The organism is Methylobacterium sp. 092160098-2 (assembly GCF_028920805.1).
Classification (GTDB): Bacteria; Pseudomonadota; Alphaproteobacteria; order Rhizobiales; family Beijerinckiaceae; genus Methylobacterium; species Methylobacterium fujisawaense.
In genome coordinates this window covers 49,589-66,668 of record NZ_JAQPZJ010000004.1, presented here as the reverse complement: position 1 = coordinate 66,668, position 17,080 = coordinate 49,589, and the positions used below count along the sequence as shown (strand labels likewise).

Annotated in this window: 18 protein-coding genes and 2 pseudogenes; 8 read left to right on the top strand and 12 right to left on the bottom strand. The window is 68.7% G+C overall.

Translation table 11 applies throughout. The features are described from left to right. Positions 1-40 precede the first annotated feature (40 nt). The 12 genes and pseudogenes from PQI07_RS35875 to PQI07_RS35815 form a co-directional block, all read right to left on the bottom strand. A complete protein-coding gene (locus PQI07_RS35875; protein ID WP_274929213.1) occupies positions 41-298 on the bottom strand; it encodes a hypothetical protein in 258 nt (85 codons plus the stop codon). Then, a complete protein-coding gene (locus PQI07_RS35870; protein WP_274929212.1) occupies positions 295-1,506 on the bottom strand; it encodes an MFS transporter in 1,212 nt (403 codons plus the stop codon). Before PQI07_RS35870 ends, PQI07_RS35875 begins: the two co-directional genes overlap by 4 nt. Beyond that, complete coding sequence (locus PQI07_RS35865; protein WP_274929211.1) at positions 1,503-2,438, bottom strand: cation transporter; 936 nt, start codon at positions 2,436-2,438, stop codon at positions 1,503-1,505. Before PQI07_RS35865 ends, PQI07_RS35870 begins: the two co-directional genes overlap by 4 nt. Continuing rightward, a complete protein-coding gene (locus PQI07_RS35860) occupies positions 2,435-2,794 on the bottom strand; it encodes a heavy-metal-associated domain-containing protein (RefSeq protein ID WP_274929210.1) in 360 nt (119 codons plus the stop codon). The genes PQI07_RS35865 and PQI07_RS35860 overlap by 4 nt, the downstream gene beginning before the upstream one ends. Then, positions 2,791-5,256 (bottom strand): heavy metal translocating P-type ATPase, encoded by a 2,466-nt coding sequence (locus PQI07_RS35855; protein WP_274929209.1) that lies wholly within the window; start codon positions 5,254-5,256, stop codon positions 2,791-2,793. The genes PQI07_RS35860 and PQI07_RS35855 overlap by 4 nt, the downstream gene beginning before the upstream one ends. Positions 5,257-5,289: 33 nt before the next feature. Continuing rightward, entirely contained in the window at positions 5,290-5,511 is a 222-nt protein-coding gene (locus PQI07_RS35850; RefSeq protein ID WP_274929208.1) for a heavy-metal-associated domain-containing protein, read from the bottom strand. Next, complete coding sequence (locus PQI07_RS35845) at positions 5,508-5,960, bottom strand: MerR family transcriptional regulator (protein ID WP_274929207.1); 453 nt, start codon at positions 5,958-5,960, stop codon at positions 5,508-5,510. The genes PQI07_RS35850 and PQI07_RS35845 overlap by 4 nt, the downstream gene beginning before the upstream one ends. 116 nt (positions 5,961-6,076) lie before the next feature. Further along, positions 6,077-6,205, bottom strand: a pseudogene (locus PQI07_RS35840) (IS481 family transposase); the annotation flags it as partial. A 77-nt stretch (positions 6,206-6,282) separates the two neighbouring features. Then, positions 6,283-7,947 (bottom strand): IS1182 family transposase, encoded by a 1,665-nt coding sequence (locus tag PQI07_RS35835; protein ID WP_274929206.1) that lies wholly within the window; start codon positions 7,945-7,947, stop codon positions 6,283-6,285. 226 nt (positions 7,948-8,173) lie between these two features. Beyond that, a complete protein-coding gene (locus PQI07_RS35830; RefSeq protein ID WP_274929205.1) occupies positions 8,174-8,554 on the bottom strand; it encodes a FixH family protein in 381 nt (126 codons plus the stop codon). An 89-nt stretch (positions 8,555-8,643) separates the two neighbouring features. After that, positions 8,644-8,949, bottom strand: a complete 306-nt coding sequence (locus tag PQI07_RS35825; RefSeq protein ID WP_274929204.1) for a hypothetical protein — start codon at positions 8,947-8,949, stop codon at positions 8,644-8,646. A 675-nt stretch (positions 8,950-9,624) separates the two neighbouring features. Beyond that, the gene (locus tag PQI07_RS35815; RefSeq protein WP_274929203.1) at positions 9,625-10,347 is read right to left on the bottom strand and encodes a helix-turn-helix transcriptional regulator; all 723 of its coding nucleotides are present in this window, start codon (positions 10,345-10,347) and stop codon (positions 9,625-9,627) included. 238 nt (positions 10,348-10,585) lie between these two features. Between PQI07_RS35815 and PQI07_RS35810 the strand changes: the two genes are divergently transcribed. The 8 genes and pseudogenes from PQI07_RS35810 to PQI07_RS35775 all read left to right on the top strand — a co-directional run bounded on the left by PQI07_RS35810 (position 10,586) and on the right by PQI07_RS35775 (position 16,886). Continuing rightward, entirely contained in the window at positions 10,586-11,230 is a 645-nt protein-coding gene (locus tag PQI07_RS35810; RefSeq protein ID WP_274929202.1) for an acyl-homoserine-lactone synthase, read from the top strand. Between the two features lie 20 nt (positions 11,231-11,250). Beyond that, positions 11,251-11,790 (top strand): lysozyme family protein, encoded by a 540-nt coding sequence (locus PQI07_RS35805; protein ID WP_274929201.1) that lies wholly within the window; start codon positions 11,251-11,253, stop codon positions 11,788-11,790. A 60-nt stretch (positions 11,791-11,850) separates the two neighbouring features. Beyond that, positions 11,851-12,147 carry a TrbC/VirB2 family protein gene (locus tag PQI07_RS35800; protein ID WP_274929200.1) on the top strand — a complete coding sequence of 99 codons (297 nt, stop codon included), beginning with the start codon at positions 11,851-11,853 and terminating at the stop codon, positions 12,145-12,147. A 68-nt stretch (positions 12,148-12,215) separates the two neighbouring features. Next, positions 12,216-12,551, top strand: coding sequence for a VirB3 family type IV secretion system protein (locus tag PQI07_RS35795; protein WP_274929199.1), 336 nt, complete (start codon positions 12,216-12,218; stop codon positions 12,549-12,551). Continuing rightward, a pseudogene (locus PQI07_RS35790) lies at positions 12,544-14,918 on the top strand (VirB4 family type IV secretion/conjugal transfer ATPase). The gene PQI07_RS35795 and the pseudogene PQI07_RS35790 overlap by 8 nt, the downstream one beginning before the upstream one ends. After that, complete coding sequence (virB5, locus tag PQI07_RS35785; protein ID WP_274929198.1) at positions 14,915-15,607, top strand: P-type DNA transfer protein VirB5; 693 nt, start codon at positions 14,915-14,917, stop codon at positions 15,605-15,607. Before PQI07_RS35790 ends, virB5 begins: the two are co-directional and overlap by 4 nt. Further along, complete coding sequence (locus PQI07_RS35780) at positions 15,604-15,888, top strand: EexN family lipoprotein (protein ID WP_274929197.1); 285 nt, start codon at positions 15,604-15,606, stop codon at positions 15,886-15,888. The genes virB5 and PQI07_RS35780 overlap by 4 nt, the downstream gene beginning before the upstream one ends. Before the next feature lie 14 nt (positions 15,889-15,902). Next, on the top strand, positions 15,903-16,886 hold the full coding sequence (locus tag PQI07_RS35775; RefSeq protein ID WP_274929196.1) for a TrbL/VirB6 family protein: 984 nt from the start codon (positions 15,903-15,905) through the stop codon (positions 16,884-16,886). Positions 16,887-17,080 lie beyond the last annotated feature (194 nt).

Sequence of the window (17,080 nt, the reverse complement as noted above, 5' to 3'; positions counted from 1 at the left end):
TCGCTGGCGAACATGCGTTGCGCGAGCCAGCGGCTGCGGGTCAGTGCGTCCGCTTCGGCCGCGCTCGATGCGGGGAACGGGCAGGCACCGAGCCCTGGGCGTCATCCGCGAGGCTGAGGTAGGCCGCGGCCACGCAAGCCGAGGCCGACGTCGGCTCGTCCGCGCCAGCGAGCGCCTCCAGGGCGCGCAGGAGGTGCTCGGCCGCGTCGCGTTCCCCCTCTCGGCGCGCCTGCCGGAACGCCGCCAGGATGAGGACGTCGAGGGCATGCCTCTTGCTGCCACGCAATCGCGAGGTCATGGGCCGCCCCCTCGGGCCTGCGGGATCTCGGACCGGAAGAGGCGGAACGCGGCCACGGCCAGGGCCAGTTCCGCGGCCGCGAACAGGGCGAGGGTCGTCCCGAACTCGAAGCGAAGCAACCAGCCGAACAGCAGGCTCCCGAGCCCGAAGCCGGTGAACAGCAGGCAGACGTTGAGCCCCATGGCCTGGCCCGGGCGCCGGCCGCCGAGCGCAGTGACGATGCCGGCAAGGAGCGGCTGGGTCATGTCGTAGCCCAGCGACAGGACCGTCACCGCCACCGCCGCCAGGAGCAGGGGCGCGTCGAGGATCAGGGCCACCGCCGCGAGGGACCCGAGGAACAGCCCGACCGGCAGGAGACGGCCGCGGCCCCGCCGATCCGCCATGCGGCCGATGACAGGCCCGAGAAGGAAGCCCGGGATGCCGTACCCGAGGAGGGCGAGGCCGACCCCGACGGGACCGAGCCCGTAGCGCCGCTCGAAGTACAGGCCGAGCCAGGTGAACACACCGGAGTGGAACATCGAGTTCAGCAGGACGAAGCCGTAGGTCCGGCGCCCGCGCGGGCTGAGCAGGAGGTCGCGATAGCCGCGGAACAGGGTGGCCAGGCCTGCCCCCGCCGCCGTCGCGCCCGGGATGATCCCGCGGGACGGCATGAGAACGAGGAGGAGCCCGCCCCCGGCGGCGCCGACGATCAGGAAGAGGCCGCGCCACCCGACCACGGGTTCGAGCAGCGCGCCGAAGGTCGACCCGAAGGCCATGCCGCCGGCCATGGCGCCGAACAGCCATCCGAGGGGACGCCCGCGCTGCTCGTAGGGGAAAAGCCGGCTGACGAGGACGAGGCCGAGGGGCACGATACCGCTCGCTCCCAGGCCGGTCAGGACTCGCCACCACGCGAGGTGCGCGACCGAGTTCGCGGTGGCGGTCAGGGCCGTCAGCGCCGCGAAGGCGGCCAGGGAACCCGCCATGACGCGCCAGACGCCGAGCCGGTCCGCCAGCAGCCCGTAGACCAGCGTCGCCGCGCCGTACGGGATCAGGTAGGCCGGGACGATGAGCCCGACGCGCTCGGGCGAGACGCCGAACGCCGCCGCCAATTGCGGCAGGATTGGCGCGACCATGAACGCCTGGAAGAAGACCAGGAAGGCCGCCGCCGCGAGCACGCGGAGCAGGCGCTCGCGGCCTGCCTCCGCCGGTTCCATCACGCCGGAGGTCATGCCTGCACCTCGGCGCCGTCGAACCCGCGGCTCGCGAGCGCCGAACGGATCTCCGCCGGTCCGACGCGGGACGGCGCGAAGCGAACGGTGACGCGCTTGCGCCAGGCGCAGGACTTCGCCTGCCGCACCCCCGGCACGGCCATCACCGCGTCATGGATTGTCCCGGCGCAGCCGTGGCAGATCATGCCCGGCACTAGGAGGGTGATTTCCGCCAGGGAGGCGCTCTCGTGGGTCATGACGTCTCCGGGGTTCAGAGCAGGTCCGCGTAGACCCGCGCGTAGTAGGCGCTGACCATCAGTAGGGCACCCCCGCTGGCGACCTGCAGGGTTCTGGCCCACGAGCCGAGGCGTGCGAGGCGGGATGACCGAGCTTCCGGCCGCGCCGGCGGCGAGGAAGGGCAGGCCCCGCCCGAGGCCGAAGGCGAGGGCGAGGACGACGCCGCGCCCCGTCCCTCCCTCGGCGGCCGCCACCGTGAGCAGCAGCAGCAGCGGCGCGACCGAGGTGCCGACGCTGAACACCAAACCGTACGCGAAGGCCCCGAACAGGCCGGGCCGGCGCCAGGCCGTCAGCGTGCCGGTGTGCAGGCGCAGCCCCCAGAAGGCGAGCAGCGCCGCCGCGAGCGAGACGAGGGCCATGAGCAAGGCCCAGGTCCGGCCGAACGCCTCCGTCGCGAGCGCACCGAGTTGGCCCATCGCGGAGCCGAGGGCGACGAGGCTGAGGACGATTCCGGCGAAGAAGGCGCCAGCGACCTGCAGGCCGGCGCGACGGGCACTTGCCTCCGAGGCCCCGGCGACGCTGGCCAGCCCGAGCCCCACCGGAAGGGTGCAGGGGCAGACCGCGCTGGCCAGGACGCCGGCGAGGAACGCCACCCAGAAGGCGGCCGGCCCGCTCGCGCCGGCCGCGAGCGGCTGGACGAGGTGTTCGAGCGTCACGGCGCCATCACCGGATCGCCGGGGGTGTAGCCGACGCCCGAAATGGCCGTCCGAACCCGGCTCAGCAGGAGGGGGCGGCCAGCGGCGTAGGTGACGCGGAGCGTGCGGCCGACGAAGTCGATCTCCGCGCCGGTCACGCCGTCCACGTTCCGGACGGCGCGCTTGATCGAGGCGGCGCAGGACAGGCGCGCCATGCCCTCGACCGGGATCGTCGCGACCCTCTGGTCCGAGACCCGGGGCGACAGCGCCGGTATGTCCTCAGCGGCCCGTGCCGGGGTGAAGGGTCCGACCAGGACCAGGAGCGCGGCCAGCGCGGCCGGCGCGGCCGCCCCGCTCGAATGACGCAGGAACCTCATCGCCGGACTCCATCGAGGGCAGGCTCGGTCGTGCCGGGCCGGCTGCCGACGCTCATGATCGCGCCCAGGAACAGTCCGGGCCGCCCCCCGAGCGAGTTGAGGAAGATCGCGGTGACGCTGACCGCCATGGCGACCATGGCCCAGATCGGGTTGACCAGGCCGGTGGCGGCGACCGGGATGCCGAGGCCGTTGAAGGCGAAGGCCAGCCAGACGTTCTGGAGCATCTTGGCGTAGCTGCGCCGGCTGATGCCGCGGGCGAGCGGCAGCGCGACGAGGCGGTTCGACAGGATGATGATGTCGGCGGCCTCGATGGCGATGTCGGTGCCTCCGCCCATGGCGATGCCGACGTCGGCCTGCATCAGGGCCGGCGCGTCGTTGATGCCGTCGCCGACCATCGCGACTTTGGCCGTCGCCTGCAGGCGACGCACGGTCTCGGCCTTGCCGTCGGGCAGCACCCCGGCATGGACCTCGTCGATGCTTGCCTCGGCGGCGATCCGGCGGGCGGCGCGCTCGTTGTCCCCGGTGAGAAGGACTGTCCGCAGGCCCTCCTTGTGCAGGGCCGCGACGGCTTGCGCGGCATCCGCCCGCAGCCTGTCATCGAGGGCGAGCAGGCCCAGCGCGCGGCCGTCCCGGCCGACGGCGATGACGGTGCGGCCGGCCTCCTCCAGGGCGCGGATGCGGGCCGCAGCGGACGCGATGTCGATGCCGTGGCCGGCGAGGAAGGCCGGGCTGCCGACCAGGACCTCGCCATCCGCGATCCGGGCTCGGACGCCCTTGCCCGGGATGGCCTCGAACGCGGTCACCTCCGGGGGCACGGCGCCGCGCGCGAAGGCCGCTTTGACCACGGCTTGGGCCAGCGGGTGCTCGGAGGAGGCCTCGGCTGCGGCGGCGAGGGCGACAAGCGCGGCCTCGGTCCCCGAATAGACCTCGATCTCGCGGACCACGGGCCGCCCCTCGGTCAGGGTTCCGGTCTTGTCGAGCACGACGGTGTCGACGAGGCGATAGCCCTGGAAGGCCTCGCCGGTCCGCATCAGGATGCCGTGCTCGGCCGCCTCCCCAGCGCCCCGCACGATGGAGAGCGGGGCCGAGATGCCGACGGCGCAGGGATAGCCCATGACCAGGACGCTCAGGCCGGCGAACACGGCCCGCTCGATGTCGGGCGCCCCATCGAGGAGCCAGGAGCCGGCGAGCCAGCCCGCGAAGGCGAGCGCCGCCACCGCGAGCACGGCGGGTGTGTAGACCTGCAGCACGCGGTCGACGAGGTGGAGGAGGCCTGGCTTCAAGGCGCGGGCGTCCTCGACCTCGCGGATCACCTTCTGCAGGAAGCTGCCGGCGCCGACGGCCGTCACCCGTACGAGCAGGCTGCCGGTGCCGTTGATCGAGCCGCCGATGACGACGTCGCCTTCCGTGCGCTCGACCGGGATGGGCTCACCGGTCACCAGCGCTTGGTCGACGGCGGAGCGGCCGGATACGACCGTCCCGTCGACGGGCACGCGCTCCCCGGGGCGAATGCGGACGAGGTCGCCGACCGCCACCGCTTCGAGCGGAAGGTCCTGCTCCTGCCCATCCCGGACCACGCGGGCGGTTTCGGGCTGGAGGTCGAGCAAGCGCTTCACGGCCTGCGAGCTGCGCGTCTTGACGATGAGCGATAGCCACTCGGAGAAGATGTGGTAGGTCACGACCATCACCGTGACGGCGAAGAACGGGGCGGTCGGGTAGCCCGGACGGTTCAGTACAAGCCCGATGACGCCGCCGGCCATGCCCGCGAAGGCGCCGATCTCCAGCAACGCGTGCTGGTTGAGGATGCCGCGGCGCAAGGCCTGGATGGCCATGTGCAGGATGTGGCGTCCGACCCCGAAGACGAGGGCCACGGCCAACGCCGCGACGAGCCAGGGGGCGGACGTCGCCAAGTAGCCATGGAGGTTCAGGTAGAGGAGACCCAGGGCCAACACGGTCAGGCCACCGGTGCTGGCAACAGCGGCCAAGGCGCTCGTTTTTTTCAGGACGAGGAACACCATGGCGCCGAGGCTGAGGCAGACCAGGGCGGGCAGGTAGCCGATCCAGCCGAGCGAGGGATCCGCGATGATGGGAATGGAAGCGACGCTGAGGGCAACCGCGATGACGAAGCGGCGGCTCTCCCGCACGAGGTCCCGCTCCTCTTCCTCGAACGGCCGGACCTTGCGCGGGTCGGAGATCGTGTAGCCGATGTCGCGCAGGATCCCGAGCAGAGCCGCCGGACGGGCGATTGCGGGATCGTACTCCACGAGCGCCTGCTCGTGGGTCAGGCTGACGGCGACCTTGTCGACGCCGGGTTGGCTGCCCAGCGCCTTCTCGATGGTTCCGGTGCAGAGCGAGCAGTGGAGGCCGCCGATCCGGGCGCGGATGCGGGCGCGGTCGGGCCGGCTTGCCGGCTCCTCGCTCCAAAGGGGAAGGTTCGCGTCGAGCGCTGGTGCCGAAGCCACTGCCCTGTCTCCTTGCGGTGTCGGTGAACGGGATCAGGCCGGGTCGCGGGCGACCACGTGGAAGCCGCGCGTCTCGACGGCGGCAACGAGGCGGTCCTCGCTCGTAACTTGCGGGTCGTAGAGGACGCGGGCACGCCCTTCCTCGAAGGAGACGTCGACGCCGCGCACACCGGCCTGTGCATCCAGGAGCGAGCCAACGGAGGCGGCGCAGGCAGCGCACCGCAAACCCTCGATCTTGAGGGTGATGGTCTTCATCGTGGCTTCCCCTTCTTCGGTTCGTCGCAGCGACACGTGCCTGGCCCGCGCGGCGCGTCTTCCAGGGCTTCCAGGATGGTGCAGGCCTCAAGTCCGCCGCGTCCGGGGCAGGAAGCGACCACGGCCTCCAGGGCTGCGCGCACGCGGAGGAGCTCGGAGATCTTCTCGTCGACCTCCGCGATCTTGTGCTGGGCCTGGGCTCGCACCTCGGCGCAATCGGCGGCCGGGTTGGCGCGCAGGGCGAGGAGTTCCTGCGTCTCCTTCAGGGAAAACCCGATCCTCTGGGCCTGCCGGATGAAGCGGATGCGGCCGACCACCTCGGGCGAGTAGGTCCGATACCCGGCTCCTTTGACGGGCTGCTCGATCAGACCTTGGCGCTCGTAGAAGCGGATGGTCTCGACGCCCACGCCGGCGTCCTGCGCCGCCTTTCCAATGGTCAGATCCCGCATGTGCTGTCCTGGCATCACCAAGTCCGCAAGAGCCTACAGTACGTACCATAGTACGGAGTCAAGCGGTCCCTTGGCAGCGTTGGCGACGGGCTAGTGAGCTATAGGGTCTAGGGAGATCATTCCACTGCGGCCAAGGCCTGCTCGATGCAGTAATCCGGGTGGCGGATGCGCGCTGTGGCCGGATTGAAGAGGGCCTCGACTGTTTCCCTGAGCGGCGTCTGGTCCAAGCGTTCGGCGACCCGGTCTGACTTGACCGGTGTCCTCCCTCGGTTTCACGGTTCTCCCGCACTTTGATATTGGTGGCGAATTCGGCGCAGCTCGGTCAGGGCGTCAGTGGGTGCAGTTGCGCAAAGGCGGCGTGTCGCGTCTGCGCCTTCGGTTCGTCCGCCAGCCATCGCAGTAACCGGACGAGGTTCATCGCCGCCGCCGTCATCAAGTGAGCAAGGTGCGTCTTCGCCTGCCCGAAGTACGGCGTCCGCCGTAGCCGAGACGAGCGCACGCCCTGCGCGATCGTGCCCTCGACGCCGGCGCGCCACGCGTACTCGGCCACGAAGTCCGCGGTCTGCTCGCGCGCCCACCCGACGCGCAACGCCTCGTGTTGAGCCTCGGGGCGGATCGTGATCGCCCGGCGTGCCGAGATCGAGCGCGTGCATTGCGGCCGGAGCGGGCACGTCCGGCAGTCAGCGACCGAGAACTTGATCTTGATCACCGGCGTCGTGCCACGCGCGAGCGTCGGCGTCCAGCTCTGGCTCGTTTTCCCGGCCGGGCATGTCGCCCGCTGCTGGGCGAAGTCGACGGCGAAGTCCCGTGCGGCGAACCCGGCGGCGGCCTGAGCTTGCCATTGTCGGTCGCCACGGGTCGGACCGATCAGGTCGACCCCGTAGCGCTCCCTGGCCTCGACGAACAGCGCTGAGTTCACGAAGCCGGTGTCGGCGATGTGGGTCTTCGGGAGCAGGCCCCGGGCGTCGAGTGCTGCGTGGATGGTCGAGGTCGTCGCGTCGTCCGAGACCGCGGCGGTTGTCGTCTCGACGTTGGTGATCAGGTTCGGGGTGCTCACGTCGCACGTCTCGGTCAGGTGCACCTTGCAGCCACTCCACACCATCGGGCCCTTGCTCGCGTAACGTGCCTCCGCGTCGTAGGGCGAGCCGATGTACCGGCCCGACGGGGGTGTCTGATCGTTCGCCCGCCACTCGACGCGGGGGCCCTCCGGCCCGGGCTCAACGAGGAAGTTCTGCACCCAGACCTGTCGCAGGATCTCGAGAGCAGCGACGTCTCGTAGGCCGGGCGGCGCGTCGTCCGCCGTGGTGAGAGCCAGCAGCGTGAACCCGTCGACGCCGGTCTGCACGGCCCACGCCCGACGCCCGGCCCCGCTTTTGGGCAGCCGGAATTCGCTCGCCCGAAGCCCGTATCGTTCGACCCACTCCGGGGTCGTGCGCGCGCGTAGCCAGTCGGGCGCCACCGTCGCCAGCGCGTTCAGCGCGTGGCGCAATGTCTCCCCGACGACCTCGAGCCGACTCATGGTGCGCATCGCTTCGAGGACGTGGGTGGAGTCGCTCCGCTGACGTCCGCCGCCCTTCAGCAGCCCGCGTCCGCGCGCCACATCGAGGATTGCTTCGAAGAGCCGGCCCTCCGCACCGTGCGCGAGAAGGCGCGTGCGGAACTCGCTCAAGACCGTGTGGTCGAAGCCGACGTCGGTCAGTTCCAGGCACAGCAGGTATTTCCAGTCGATCCGCGTGCGGACCGCGTCGGCGGCTTGCCGGTCGGTCAACCCCTCCATGAACTGCAAGAGCGTCGCGAGCGCGAGCCGGACGGGCGCCTCAGCGGGCCGCCCCCGGGCCGGAAACAGATCGGCGAAGTCGCAATCCCCGACGACCATGTGCAGGTCGTCGTACAGACGCATGACCGAATTGCCCTTCGGGAAGACCGCCCGCGCGACCTGAGCGGTCTGGACAGGCACGACGTACGTGCGCTTCGCAGCGAGTGACATCACCCACCTCCGGCTGATTTGGGAACGCGCGCAATTGCTGAGATGCGACGCGCGGACCGCCCTCTCATCGCGGGACCCGCGCCGAATTCGCCACCAATTTCAAAGTGCGGAAGAACCACTAAAACAGGGGAGGATCAGGTGATGCCCGTGATCCATCTCGCCCGACCACCGCCACCAGGGGCGGTCTCGAACTCCTCGAAATCGTGGAAGGGCGTGTTCTGATGCATCATTGCACTGCCTGCAGGACGAGCCTGCGTTGAACCGGGTCCGGAAGGCCGGGGATCTTGGCCGCGAGGGTGAGCGCCCAGGCTCCCTCCATCGCGAGGTCGGTCTCGAAACGGTAGTAGCCGGGCAGCGTATCGGCCTGGAGCTCTAGTGGAGCCGTCATCTGGCCCATCCCGTCAGGCGACATGTCGATCCGGCTGATGAACAGGACCGCGTCCGGAACCACCTTGCCGGTGCGCTCGTCGACGAGCCGGACCAGGATGGTCGTGCCGTAACCCTGCTTCACCTCACGCTCGACGAGCTCGAAGGCGTAATGGTCCGAAGCGTCGCGGCCAAAGGACGACGCGACGGCGACGCCTGCGCCCATGAGAAGCAGCACCATCGCGAGAGAACGCCACAATGGGAGATGCCGTCGCGTGGTAGCGACCGCAACACGTGCTGCGGCCAGTTGAGGCGTGCGAGATGGGATGCTCAAAACTCAGGGCCACCCGCAGTGCCGCCGAGGTTTTGCTGAGCCGGCAGGCGCTCCGGGAATTGCGCGTTGCCGCGCGTGCTGCTGCGGAAGTCTCGTCCCTGCACGTCGCGCAGGCCCCGCGTGCGGTTCAGGCTGCCTGCGAGGCTTCCCGTCGTCTCCGGATCACGCAAGGCGGGCGTGGGATATGAGGCGTGGACGCGCGGGCCGGTCCGCGTCTGCCAACTGGGCGCGGCCGATGCCGTGCCGACAAAGGCCAGTGTTGCGAGAGCAATACCAACGAAGAGTTTCATGATCTTGTCCACGTCCTCTGAGGGGGCGTCCTTGCTTCAGTGCCATTGCTCATGAGTTCGGAGCTCAAAATCTTTTCGTTACATCCGGATGTGCGGGATGCCCGGCGCCTTCCCGGCATCGCCGGGATCGAACATCGGCACGCCGATGCCTGGCCTTCTCGTACTGCCTTCCGAACTCGACCAAGAGGCGCTTCTGCTCACGCCTCGCCAAGCCGTCGTAGAGCCGGACGATCACCGGCGACCGCGGTGGCGTCCGAATGGCCGGCCGGGCAACGCCTCTGTGAGGGCTTGTTGCCGGCGCTTACTAGAGTAGGCCGAGGACACGAAAACCTGGCCGCAGCAAAGGACACCGCTACCGGCGCTCTGTGCCGTGATGTTTTAGAGATGCGCGAGTTGTTCGACTTCGCTCAGAGCTGGTCCGACGCGAGAGCCCGGTTCGAGGAGGTCACCAAGGCGCTCGACCAACCTCAACCGGTCAGGGGTCCAGATTTACAGATCGCCTGACAGAAAGCGAGGCTCGGGCCAGTCGTCATCACGGCTCAAACCGCCTTATCAAGGAGGGCAGCAATCGCTTCCGAACTGGTCTCGGCGACCGAGCGGCCGCTCTCCTTGCCGTCCTTGAAAATGATCAACGTGCTCTGCATCGTTGCACCGAACATCCTTACGACGTCCTTGCTCCTCACGGTGTCAGGGGATCATTCCATCACGCAACGCCATCGCGACCGCATGCGTGAGCGACTGCGCACCGAGCCGGCGCTTCGCCTCCTCATGATGGTGCTGGACCGTTCGCGGGGTGAGATCGATGGAGCGCGCTGCCTGTTTGGCGGATTGGCCCTCCGCTGCCGCAAGCAGGCAGGCCCGCTGCCGTGGCGTCAACGTGCGCTTCCGATGCTCCGGCATGAAGCGCGTGACGCGAGCCGCAAGCTGATTGTGAAGATGGAGACCGCAGACCTGCACGTAGGTCTTCAGTTCCTCGGCTCGCCGAAGCAAAGCGGGCGAGATCTCGTCGGTCGAGAGGGTGAATAGCGCCGTGCGGCCCTTCGGACCGCGAAACGGCACCGTCAGGCCCGACACGATCCCAAAACTCGCCGCATCGTCGAACAGGCGGATGCCGGCAGCATCCGATGGCCGGGCGCCATCCAGCGCGCCCCAGAAGAACGGGATCGTTTGCCGACGTGAGGCAGCGACCACCGGATCGACCTGATCATAGCCGTTGTTGAGATAGTGATCGCTCCAGATCGCCGGATAGGTGCTGATCACGTCCGGTTTGCCGCCACCGACGCTGAGATATGTGAACCAGCGGAAGCCGACGGCATCGCTCAATCGGCTCGCGGCGCCGGCAAAGGCGACTTCTTCGGAGGCCGTATGGACGGCATCCATGAACTCCTGAACTACATCTTTACCCGTCATCGATCCCCCTAAGCCTTGCTGGGCCGGTCGTCGTCCTTCGCGTGCGACCACTCCGAGACGAGGGTCGGTGCTCGTTGCAACCCGAACCCACGGAGCAATCAACCCTAGCGATCGGCCCACCAAGCACTCGACGTTCCGCTGCGGCCGATGCGCAACACCTGTGGTTTTGCCCAGGTATCGGAACCTCGGCCTCATCTGGTTTGCTCGTGGCATCGATCAGGTACCAGCGAGAAACCTTATGCAGTTGAACACCTTGACCTTGACCCGCCACACCTTCGGCAAGCATGTCGACTTCGTCGCCGGCATGCACCGGCTCCGTGGCCGGGTGTTCAAGGATCGCCTCGATTGGGACGTCACCGTGTCGGGCGACATGGAGATCGACAGCTACGACGCCGAAGAGGCGACCTACCTGCTCGTCGTCGCGGACGGACGCGAAGTCGTCGGACACGTCCGGTTACTGCCGACGCTCGGCCCGAACATGCTCGCCGACACCTTCCCCTTCCTGGTCGCCGATGGCGCGGTGCCTTGCAGCCCCGCAATCGTCGAGAGCTCCCGCTTCTGCGTCGACACGAGCCGGGTGACGGATGTGACGGGAAGCGGAACGCGGCGCGCGACGACGCTCCTGTTTGCCGGCATCCTCGAGTGGTGCTTGTCTCACGGACAGCACACTCTCGCCACCGTCACCGACACGCGCATGGAGCGGATCCTGCGCCGGTCCGGATGGCCCCTGCAACGCCTCGGCTCGCCCCGCCGGATCGGCTCGACCGACGCAGTGGCCGGGCTGCTTCCAATCACGCGCGAGCATCTCAGCGCGTTTCGCGAAGTGGCACGTGAGCCGGTCCGTCCGGCCACGATCCCTGGGTCATTGAAGCTGGCTGCGTGAGATCGAGAAGGACGTGCGCCATGCTGGACGCCCTCGCCCTCAGCGCGCTTATCGGGCAATGCGCGCCCGGTCAGGTATCTGCTCCCCTCGTTGCGATCGTGCGCGAGGCGAGCGGGTTCGAACCGCTGGTCCTCTCAACGATCCAAAGCGGCCGCCTGCTCTCGGTTCAAGCCTTCTCGAAGGACGAAGCCGTTGCGCTGGCCATGGAAATGCGGGTCGCGGGCCAGCGCACGCGGCTCGGACTCGCCGGGCTCGACAGCCGTACGGTCGAGCGGCTCGGTCTGCCGCTCAGTGACGTCTTCGAGCCCTGCACCAACCTGCGCGTAGCGGCGCGCCTGTTGAAAGAGGACCCAGGCGCGCTCCAGCCTTTCGGCAGGAAGGCCGGCGTCCCCTCCCCGCCGGTGGGCGCGAAATTTCCACGTGAGGCGCAGCCGACCGCTCTGCCCTCCCCTCCACCGGATCCGGAGCCGACAGGAGACCAGCCTCCGGTCGCCAGGGCCTGGGACGTCTACGGACAGGGCAAGGCCAGCGCCACGCTCGTCTACCCGATGCCCGAGTAGCGGCGGCGACGCCGTGTCGCCACGGGCCCGAGCGCCCATTCACCCCCGACGAGGACTCCCATGACACACGCACATCGCCACGCCGTCTGCCTCGGACTCACCGCTGCCCTGCTCGTCCTGGCTTGGGCCGAACCTGCATCCGCGCAGTCGCTCGGCGGCGTCGAGAAGGTCTTGCAGAACATCGTCGACACGCTGACCGGCAATGTCGCCAAGCTGCTCGCGACGCTGGCCGTCATCGTCACCGGCATGGCCTGGATGTTCGGCTACCTCGACCTGCGCAAGGCCGGATACGTCGTCTTCGGGGTCGCGATCCTGTTCGGCGCGTCCGAGATCGTCTCGACCGTCACCGGCAAATAGACCGCTTCGCGCCGCGCGAGGCGGCGCTGCGATCGGATCCCCCGCCCTCCCCGAATCCGGAATCCGCCATGTCCGACGAACGCCTCGTCGAGGACACCCTGTTCCTCGCCTGCACGCGGCCCGCGATGCTGCTGGGGGTCACCATGGAAGCCATGGGCCTGAACATGATCTTCTCCTCGGTCCTGTTCATCCTCGCCGGCTCGCTGCTCTACGGCCTCGTGGCGCTGCCGATCCACTTCGCCTGCCGGCTCGTGTGCCGGCACGACCCGAACCAGTTCCGCATCCTGTTCGCCTGGTTCGAGACGCGCGGTCGACACCGCAACGCGGGCCTCTGGGGTGGCGCCTCTTGCACGCCGCTCCGACTCGTCCGCCGTTACCGGCTGGAGGAGCTCGCTCATGGGTAGCCTTGCCACACAGCGCCTGAAGCTGCGCGAGGTGGGCCCGGCAGCCCACCTCCCCTATCTGCGCCACGCGACCGAGCATGCGGTGACACTCGCGACGCGCGCCTTTATCACCTGCGTGCGGATCGAGGGCGTCTCGTTCGAAACGGCAGATGCGGCCGAGCTCAACGACCTGCATGCCAAGCTCAACCTGGCGCTGCGCAACGTCGCCGACGAGCGCCTCGCGCTCTGGACCCACGTCGTTCGCCGGCGCGCTCAGGACTATCCGACCGGGCGCTTTCGCTCGGGCTTCGCCCGCGATCTCGATTCGACCTACCGGGCGCGTCTCACCGCGCAGGATCTCTACCGCAACGAGCTGACGCTCACCCTCTGCTGGCATACTGGCCGGGATCGGGCCGAGCGCGCTGTGGGGCTGCTGTCCCGCCTCGGCCGCGCACAGGCCGCCAACAACGAACTCGACCATGGGGCGCTGAAGAAGCTCGAAGATGCGACGCGCGACGTCGTGGCGGCACTCGCTGCCTACGGACCCTCCCGGCTCGGTCTCTACGAGCGCGATGGCGTCGTCTTCTCGCAGGTCAGCGAGTTCCTGCACGAGCTCGTCTCCGGCGAACCCCTCCCCGTCCCGCTTGTTCACGGCCCGATCGGTCCGGCCCTCTACACCAACCGCCTGATTTTCGGCCGCGAGGCGGTGGAAATCCGCGGCGCCGGCAGGTCAAACTTCGCTGGGATGTTCGGCCTCAAGGAGTACCCGGCGACGACCAAGCCTGGCCTCCTCAACGGCCTGCTCGCAGCGCCGATGGAGCTCGTCGTCACCCACTCCTTCGCCTTCCTCTCGAAACACGAGGCGAAGGCGGTGATGACGCGCAAGCAGAACCAGTTGCTCTCCTCGAACGACCCGGCGGCCAGCCAGATCGTGGATCTCGACACGGCGCTCGACGATCTCGAATCCGGCCGCTTCGTCATGGGCGACCACCATGTCTCGGTGCTGGTCCGGGCCGACAGCCCGTCAACACTTCTCGAGACGATGGCGCGCAGCCGACGCATTCTCGCCGACGCCGGCGCCGTCGTCGCGCGCGAGGATCTCGGCCTTGAGGCGGCCTACTGGGCGCAATGCCCGGGGCTGTTCCGTTACCGCGCCCGGGCCGGCGCGATCACCTCGCGCAACTTCGCCGCCCTGTCTCCCTTCCACACCTACCCATCAGGACAGGCGGACGGGAACCACTGGGGTGCCGCGGTCGCCTGCCTCAAGACCGCATCGGGCGCGCCCTACCACTTCTCGTTCCATGTCGGTGATCTCGGCAACACCTTCGTCTGCGGCCCGTCGGGATCAGGCAAGACGGTGTTCATCGCCTTCGCCCTGGCGCAGGCCGAGAAGCTCGGCTGTCAGTTGGTCCTGTTCGACAAGGACCGCGGCGCCGAGATCGCGATCCGGGCGCTCGGCGGCACCTATCTTTCCCTTCGCAGCGGACGGTCGACCGGCTGCGCGCCCCTGAAGCGGCTCGAGCTGACGCCGGAGAACCTCGCCTTCCTCGGCCGGCTCGTTCGGCAGCTCGTCTCGGCCGAGGACCGGCCGCTCTCCACCGTCGACGAGAGCCGGATCGATGCGGGGCTCCTTGCGCTGCGCGACCTTCCACGCGAGGAGCGTTCCTTCTCGGCCCTGCGGGTCTTCCTCGGTCAGCGCGATCCCGAGGGAATCGGCGCACGCCTCGAGCGCTGGTGCCAGGGTGGTCCACTCGGCTGGGTCCTCGACAACGACACCGACGCGATCAGCCTCGATGCGGAAGCGCTCGGCTTCGACATGACGGAGGTGCTCGACGATCCCCAGGTCCGCACGCCGCTGATGATGGTGCTGTTTCACCGGGTCGAGGAACTCATCGACGGGCGCCGCATCCTGATCGCGATCGACGAGTTCTGGAAGGCGCTCGGCGACGAGGCCTTCCGGGCGCTCGCCAACGACGGTCTGAAAACCATTCGGAAGAAGAACGGCGCGATGCTGTTCGGCACGCAATCACCGCGTGACGCCCTGGCGAGCCCGATCGCGCACACCATCGTCGAGCAATGCCCGACGCAGGTTTTCTTCCCGAACCCCCGCGGCCAGGCGGCGGACTACGTCGACGGGTTTCACCTGAGCCGGCGCGAGTACCGCTTGATCAAGGAAGAGCTCTCCAACGAGAGCCGGCGCTTCCTGGTCAAGCAAGGGCGGCACGCCGTCGTCGCCGAGCTCGATCTCTCGGGAATGGCCGACCACCTCGCCGTACTGTCGGGCGCACAGTGACGGTCGAACTTCTCGACCGCCTTCGCGCCGAGATGGGCGATGACCCTGCAACCTGGCTTCCCGCCTTCCACGAGCAACGGAGGACCCTGCCATGACTCGTCTCGCGCGACTGGCGGTATCGCTGGCCCTAGTCTTCGTCGCTGGTCCAGCCCCGGCCTTCGACATCGTCTACGACCCGACCGCGGTCGCCAAGCTCGTCGACCAAGTCCAGCAGATGGAGAAGCAGCTTACCGCGCTGAACGATCAGCTCAATCAGGCCAAGCGCCTCTACGACAGCTTCAATAAGGTGACCAATGCCGGAGACGTGGCGGGCCTCCTGAACTCGACGCAGTTCCGCAAATACCTGCCTGCAGAGTTTTCACAGATCGAGAGCCTCGTGAACGGATCGGGCTCCGGATCCTTCGCGTCCTCGCTCGACAGCTACCTGACCCAGAACCGGGTTTACACGGCCAATCCCGGCAACGCCTTCTACGCCACCGAGCTCGATCGCATCGCGCGTCAGACCGGGACGAGCCACTCGATCGGCCAAGCCGTCTACGATACCGCGGCCAAGCGCGTCGACGAGCTCGACAAGCTGCGCCAGCAGATCGGGCAGGCGCGCGACGTCAAGGACGTCCTCGACCTCTCCGCCCGCGTGCAGGTCGAATCGACGCTCCTCCAGAACGACGTGCTGCGCATGCAGGGCCTTGCCATGGTCCAGCGGGCGCAAGGCGACATGAACGGCCAGCGCGAGCGGGAGCGCGGCCGCCAGCTCATCGACGAGATGAAGGCGGCGGTCCGATGATCCGCCCTGCCTTCGCCTTGACCCTGTTCGTCAGCCTCGCCGCCTGCAACGACGCCGGGCCGCCCGCTCAACCGACGGCCGGCGAGGCTAGCCAGAAGCCGAAGAGCCGAACCGTGCTGCAGTTTCTCGAAGATCCTGCAGCCCTCGACGAGGCCTGGGCGCGCTGCCGCAACGATCCAGGCGGGATCGGTGACACGCCCGATTGCCGCAATGCCGGCCACGCCAAGGAGCGGATCATGATGGTGGGGCGCGAGCACGCCATCGAAGTCCTGAAACGATAAGCGGGGAGGCCGTTGTGGCGATCCAGGTCTTCGACGAGTTCCTGCGCGAGTTCGAGCAGCCGATCACGCGCTTCGTCTCGGAATCCGTGACGAACCTGACTTCGGCGGTCAGCGGGCCGCTGCGGGTCGGGCTGATGCTCTACATCGTGCTCTACGGCATCGCAATCATCCGCGGCGGCGTGCGCGAGCCGGTCATGGACTTCGCTTGGCGCTCCGTGCGGCTGGTGGCCATCGTGATGCTCGCCACCAACGCCGGCACGTTCCAGCAATACGTCACCGACCTGTTCACTGACGCGCTGCCGCGCGAGATCGGCAACGCGATCGCGGGATCCGGCCTAAACATGAAGTCCGGCCAGCCCTTCGATCAGCTCCTGAACAAGGGCATCGAGGTCGCGACGAAAATCTACGATCAGGCGGGACTGACCAACATCGCCCCGGCGCTCGTCGCGGCCATCCTGATGGTGTTCACTGCCGCGGCTGGATTCCTGCAGTTCGCGATCATGCTCTACGCCAAGGTCGGCATGGCGCTGGTGATCGCGCTCGGACCGATCTTCATCGCGCTGGCCCTGTTCGAGGCGACGCGGCCCTTCGCCGAGGCCTGGACCCGCCAGCTCGCCAACTTCGTGGTGCTGCAGGTCATCGTCATCGCGCTGGTCGGGTTGATGCTGACCACCGTCGTGCAGTTCGTGGACAAATACGGCGCCAACGCCGCGACTGGCGGCCAGCTCATCGTCGGGGCCGTCGCGATCAGCGCGATTCTCGGGCTGGCCGCCTACGTCGCCCTGCAGCTCCCTGAGATCGCGGGAGCGCTCGCCGGTGGCGGGGCGTCGCTGGCCGGTCGCGCCATGAGCCGGAGCCTGACCGCGGCCGCGTTGACGGGCGCGACCGCTGCGGCGGCCGGCGCCTTTGCAGGCTCCCGGGCCGCCGCGAGGCAATCGACGGCGGCGATCCGGACCGCCCGATCCGGCGGCAGCATCGAACGGAGCCGGGCCGGGTAGCGAAGGAACTCGGCGTCGACCGCAAACCAGGAGCCCGCCGCAGAGCCGGGCCCGGCAACAGGGGACAATCTATGCATCGGATCATGATGGCGAGCTTGGTCGTGGTTGCGACCGGGCTGGGAGGATGCGCGAGCGTGATGGGGCCGACACCGGCGCCGAGTTGCGACGGCGGGGCCCGCCGCCCTCTCAACCGC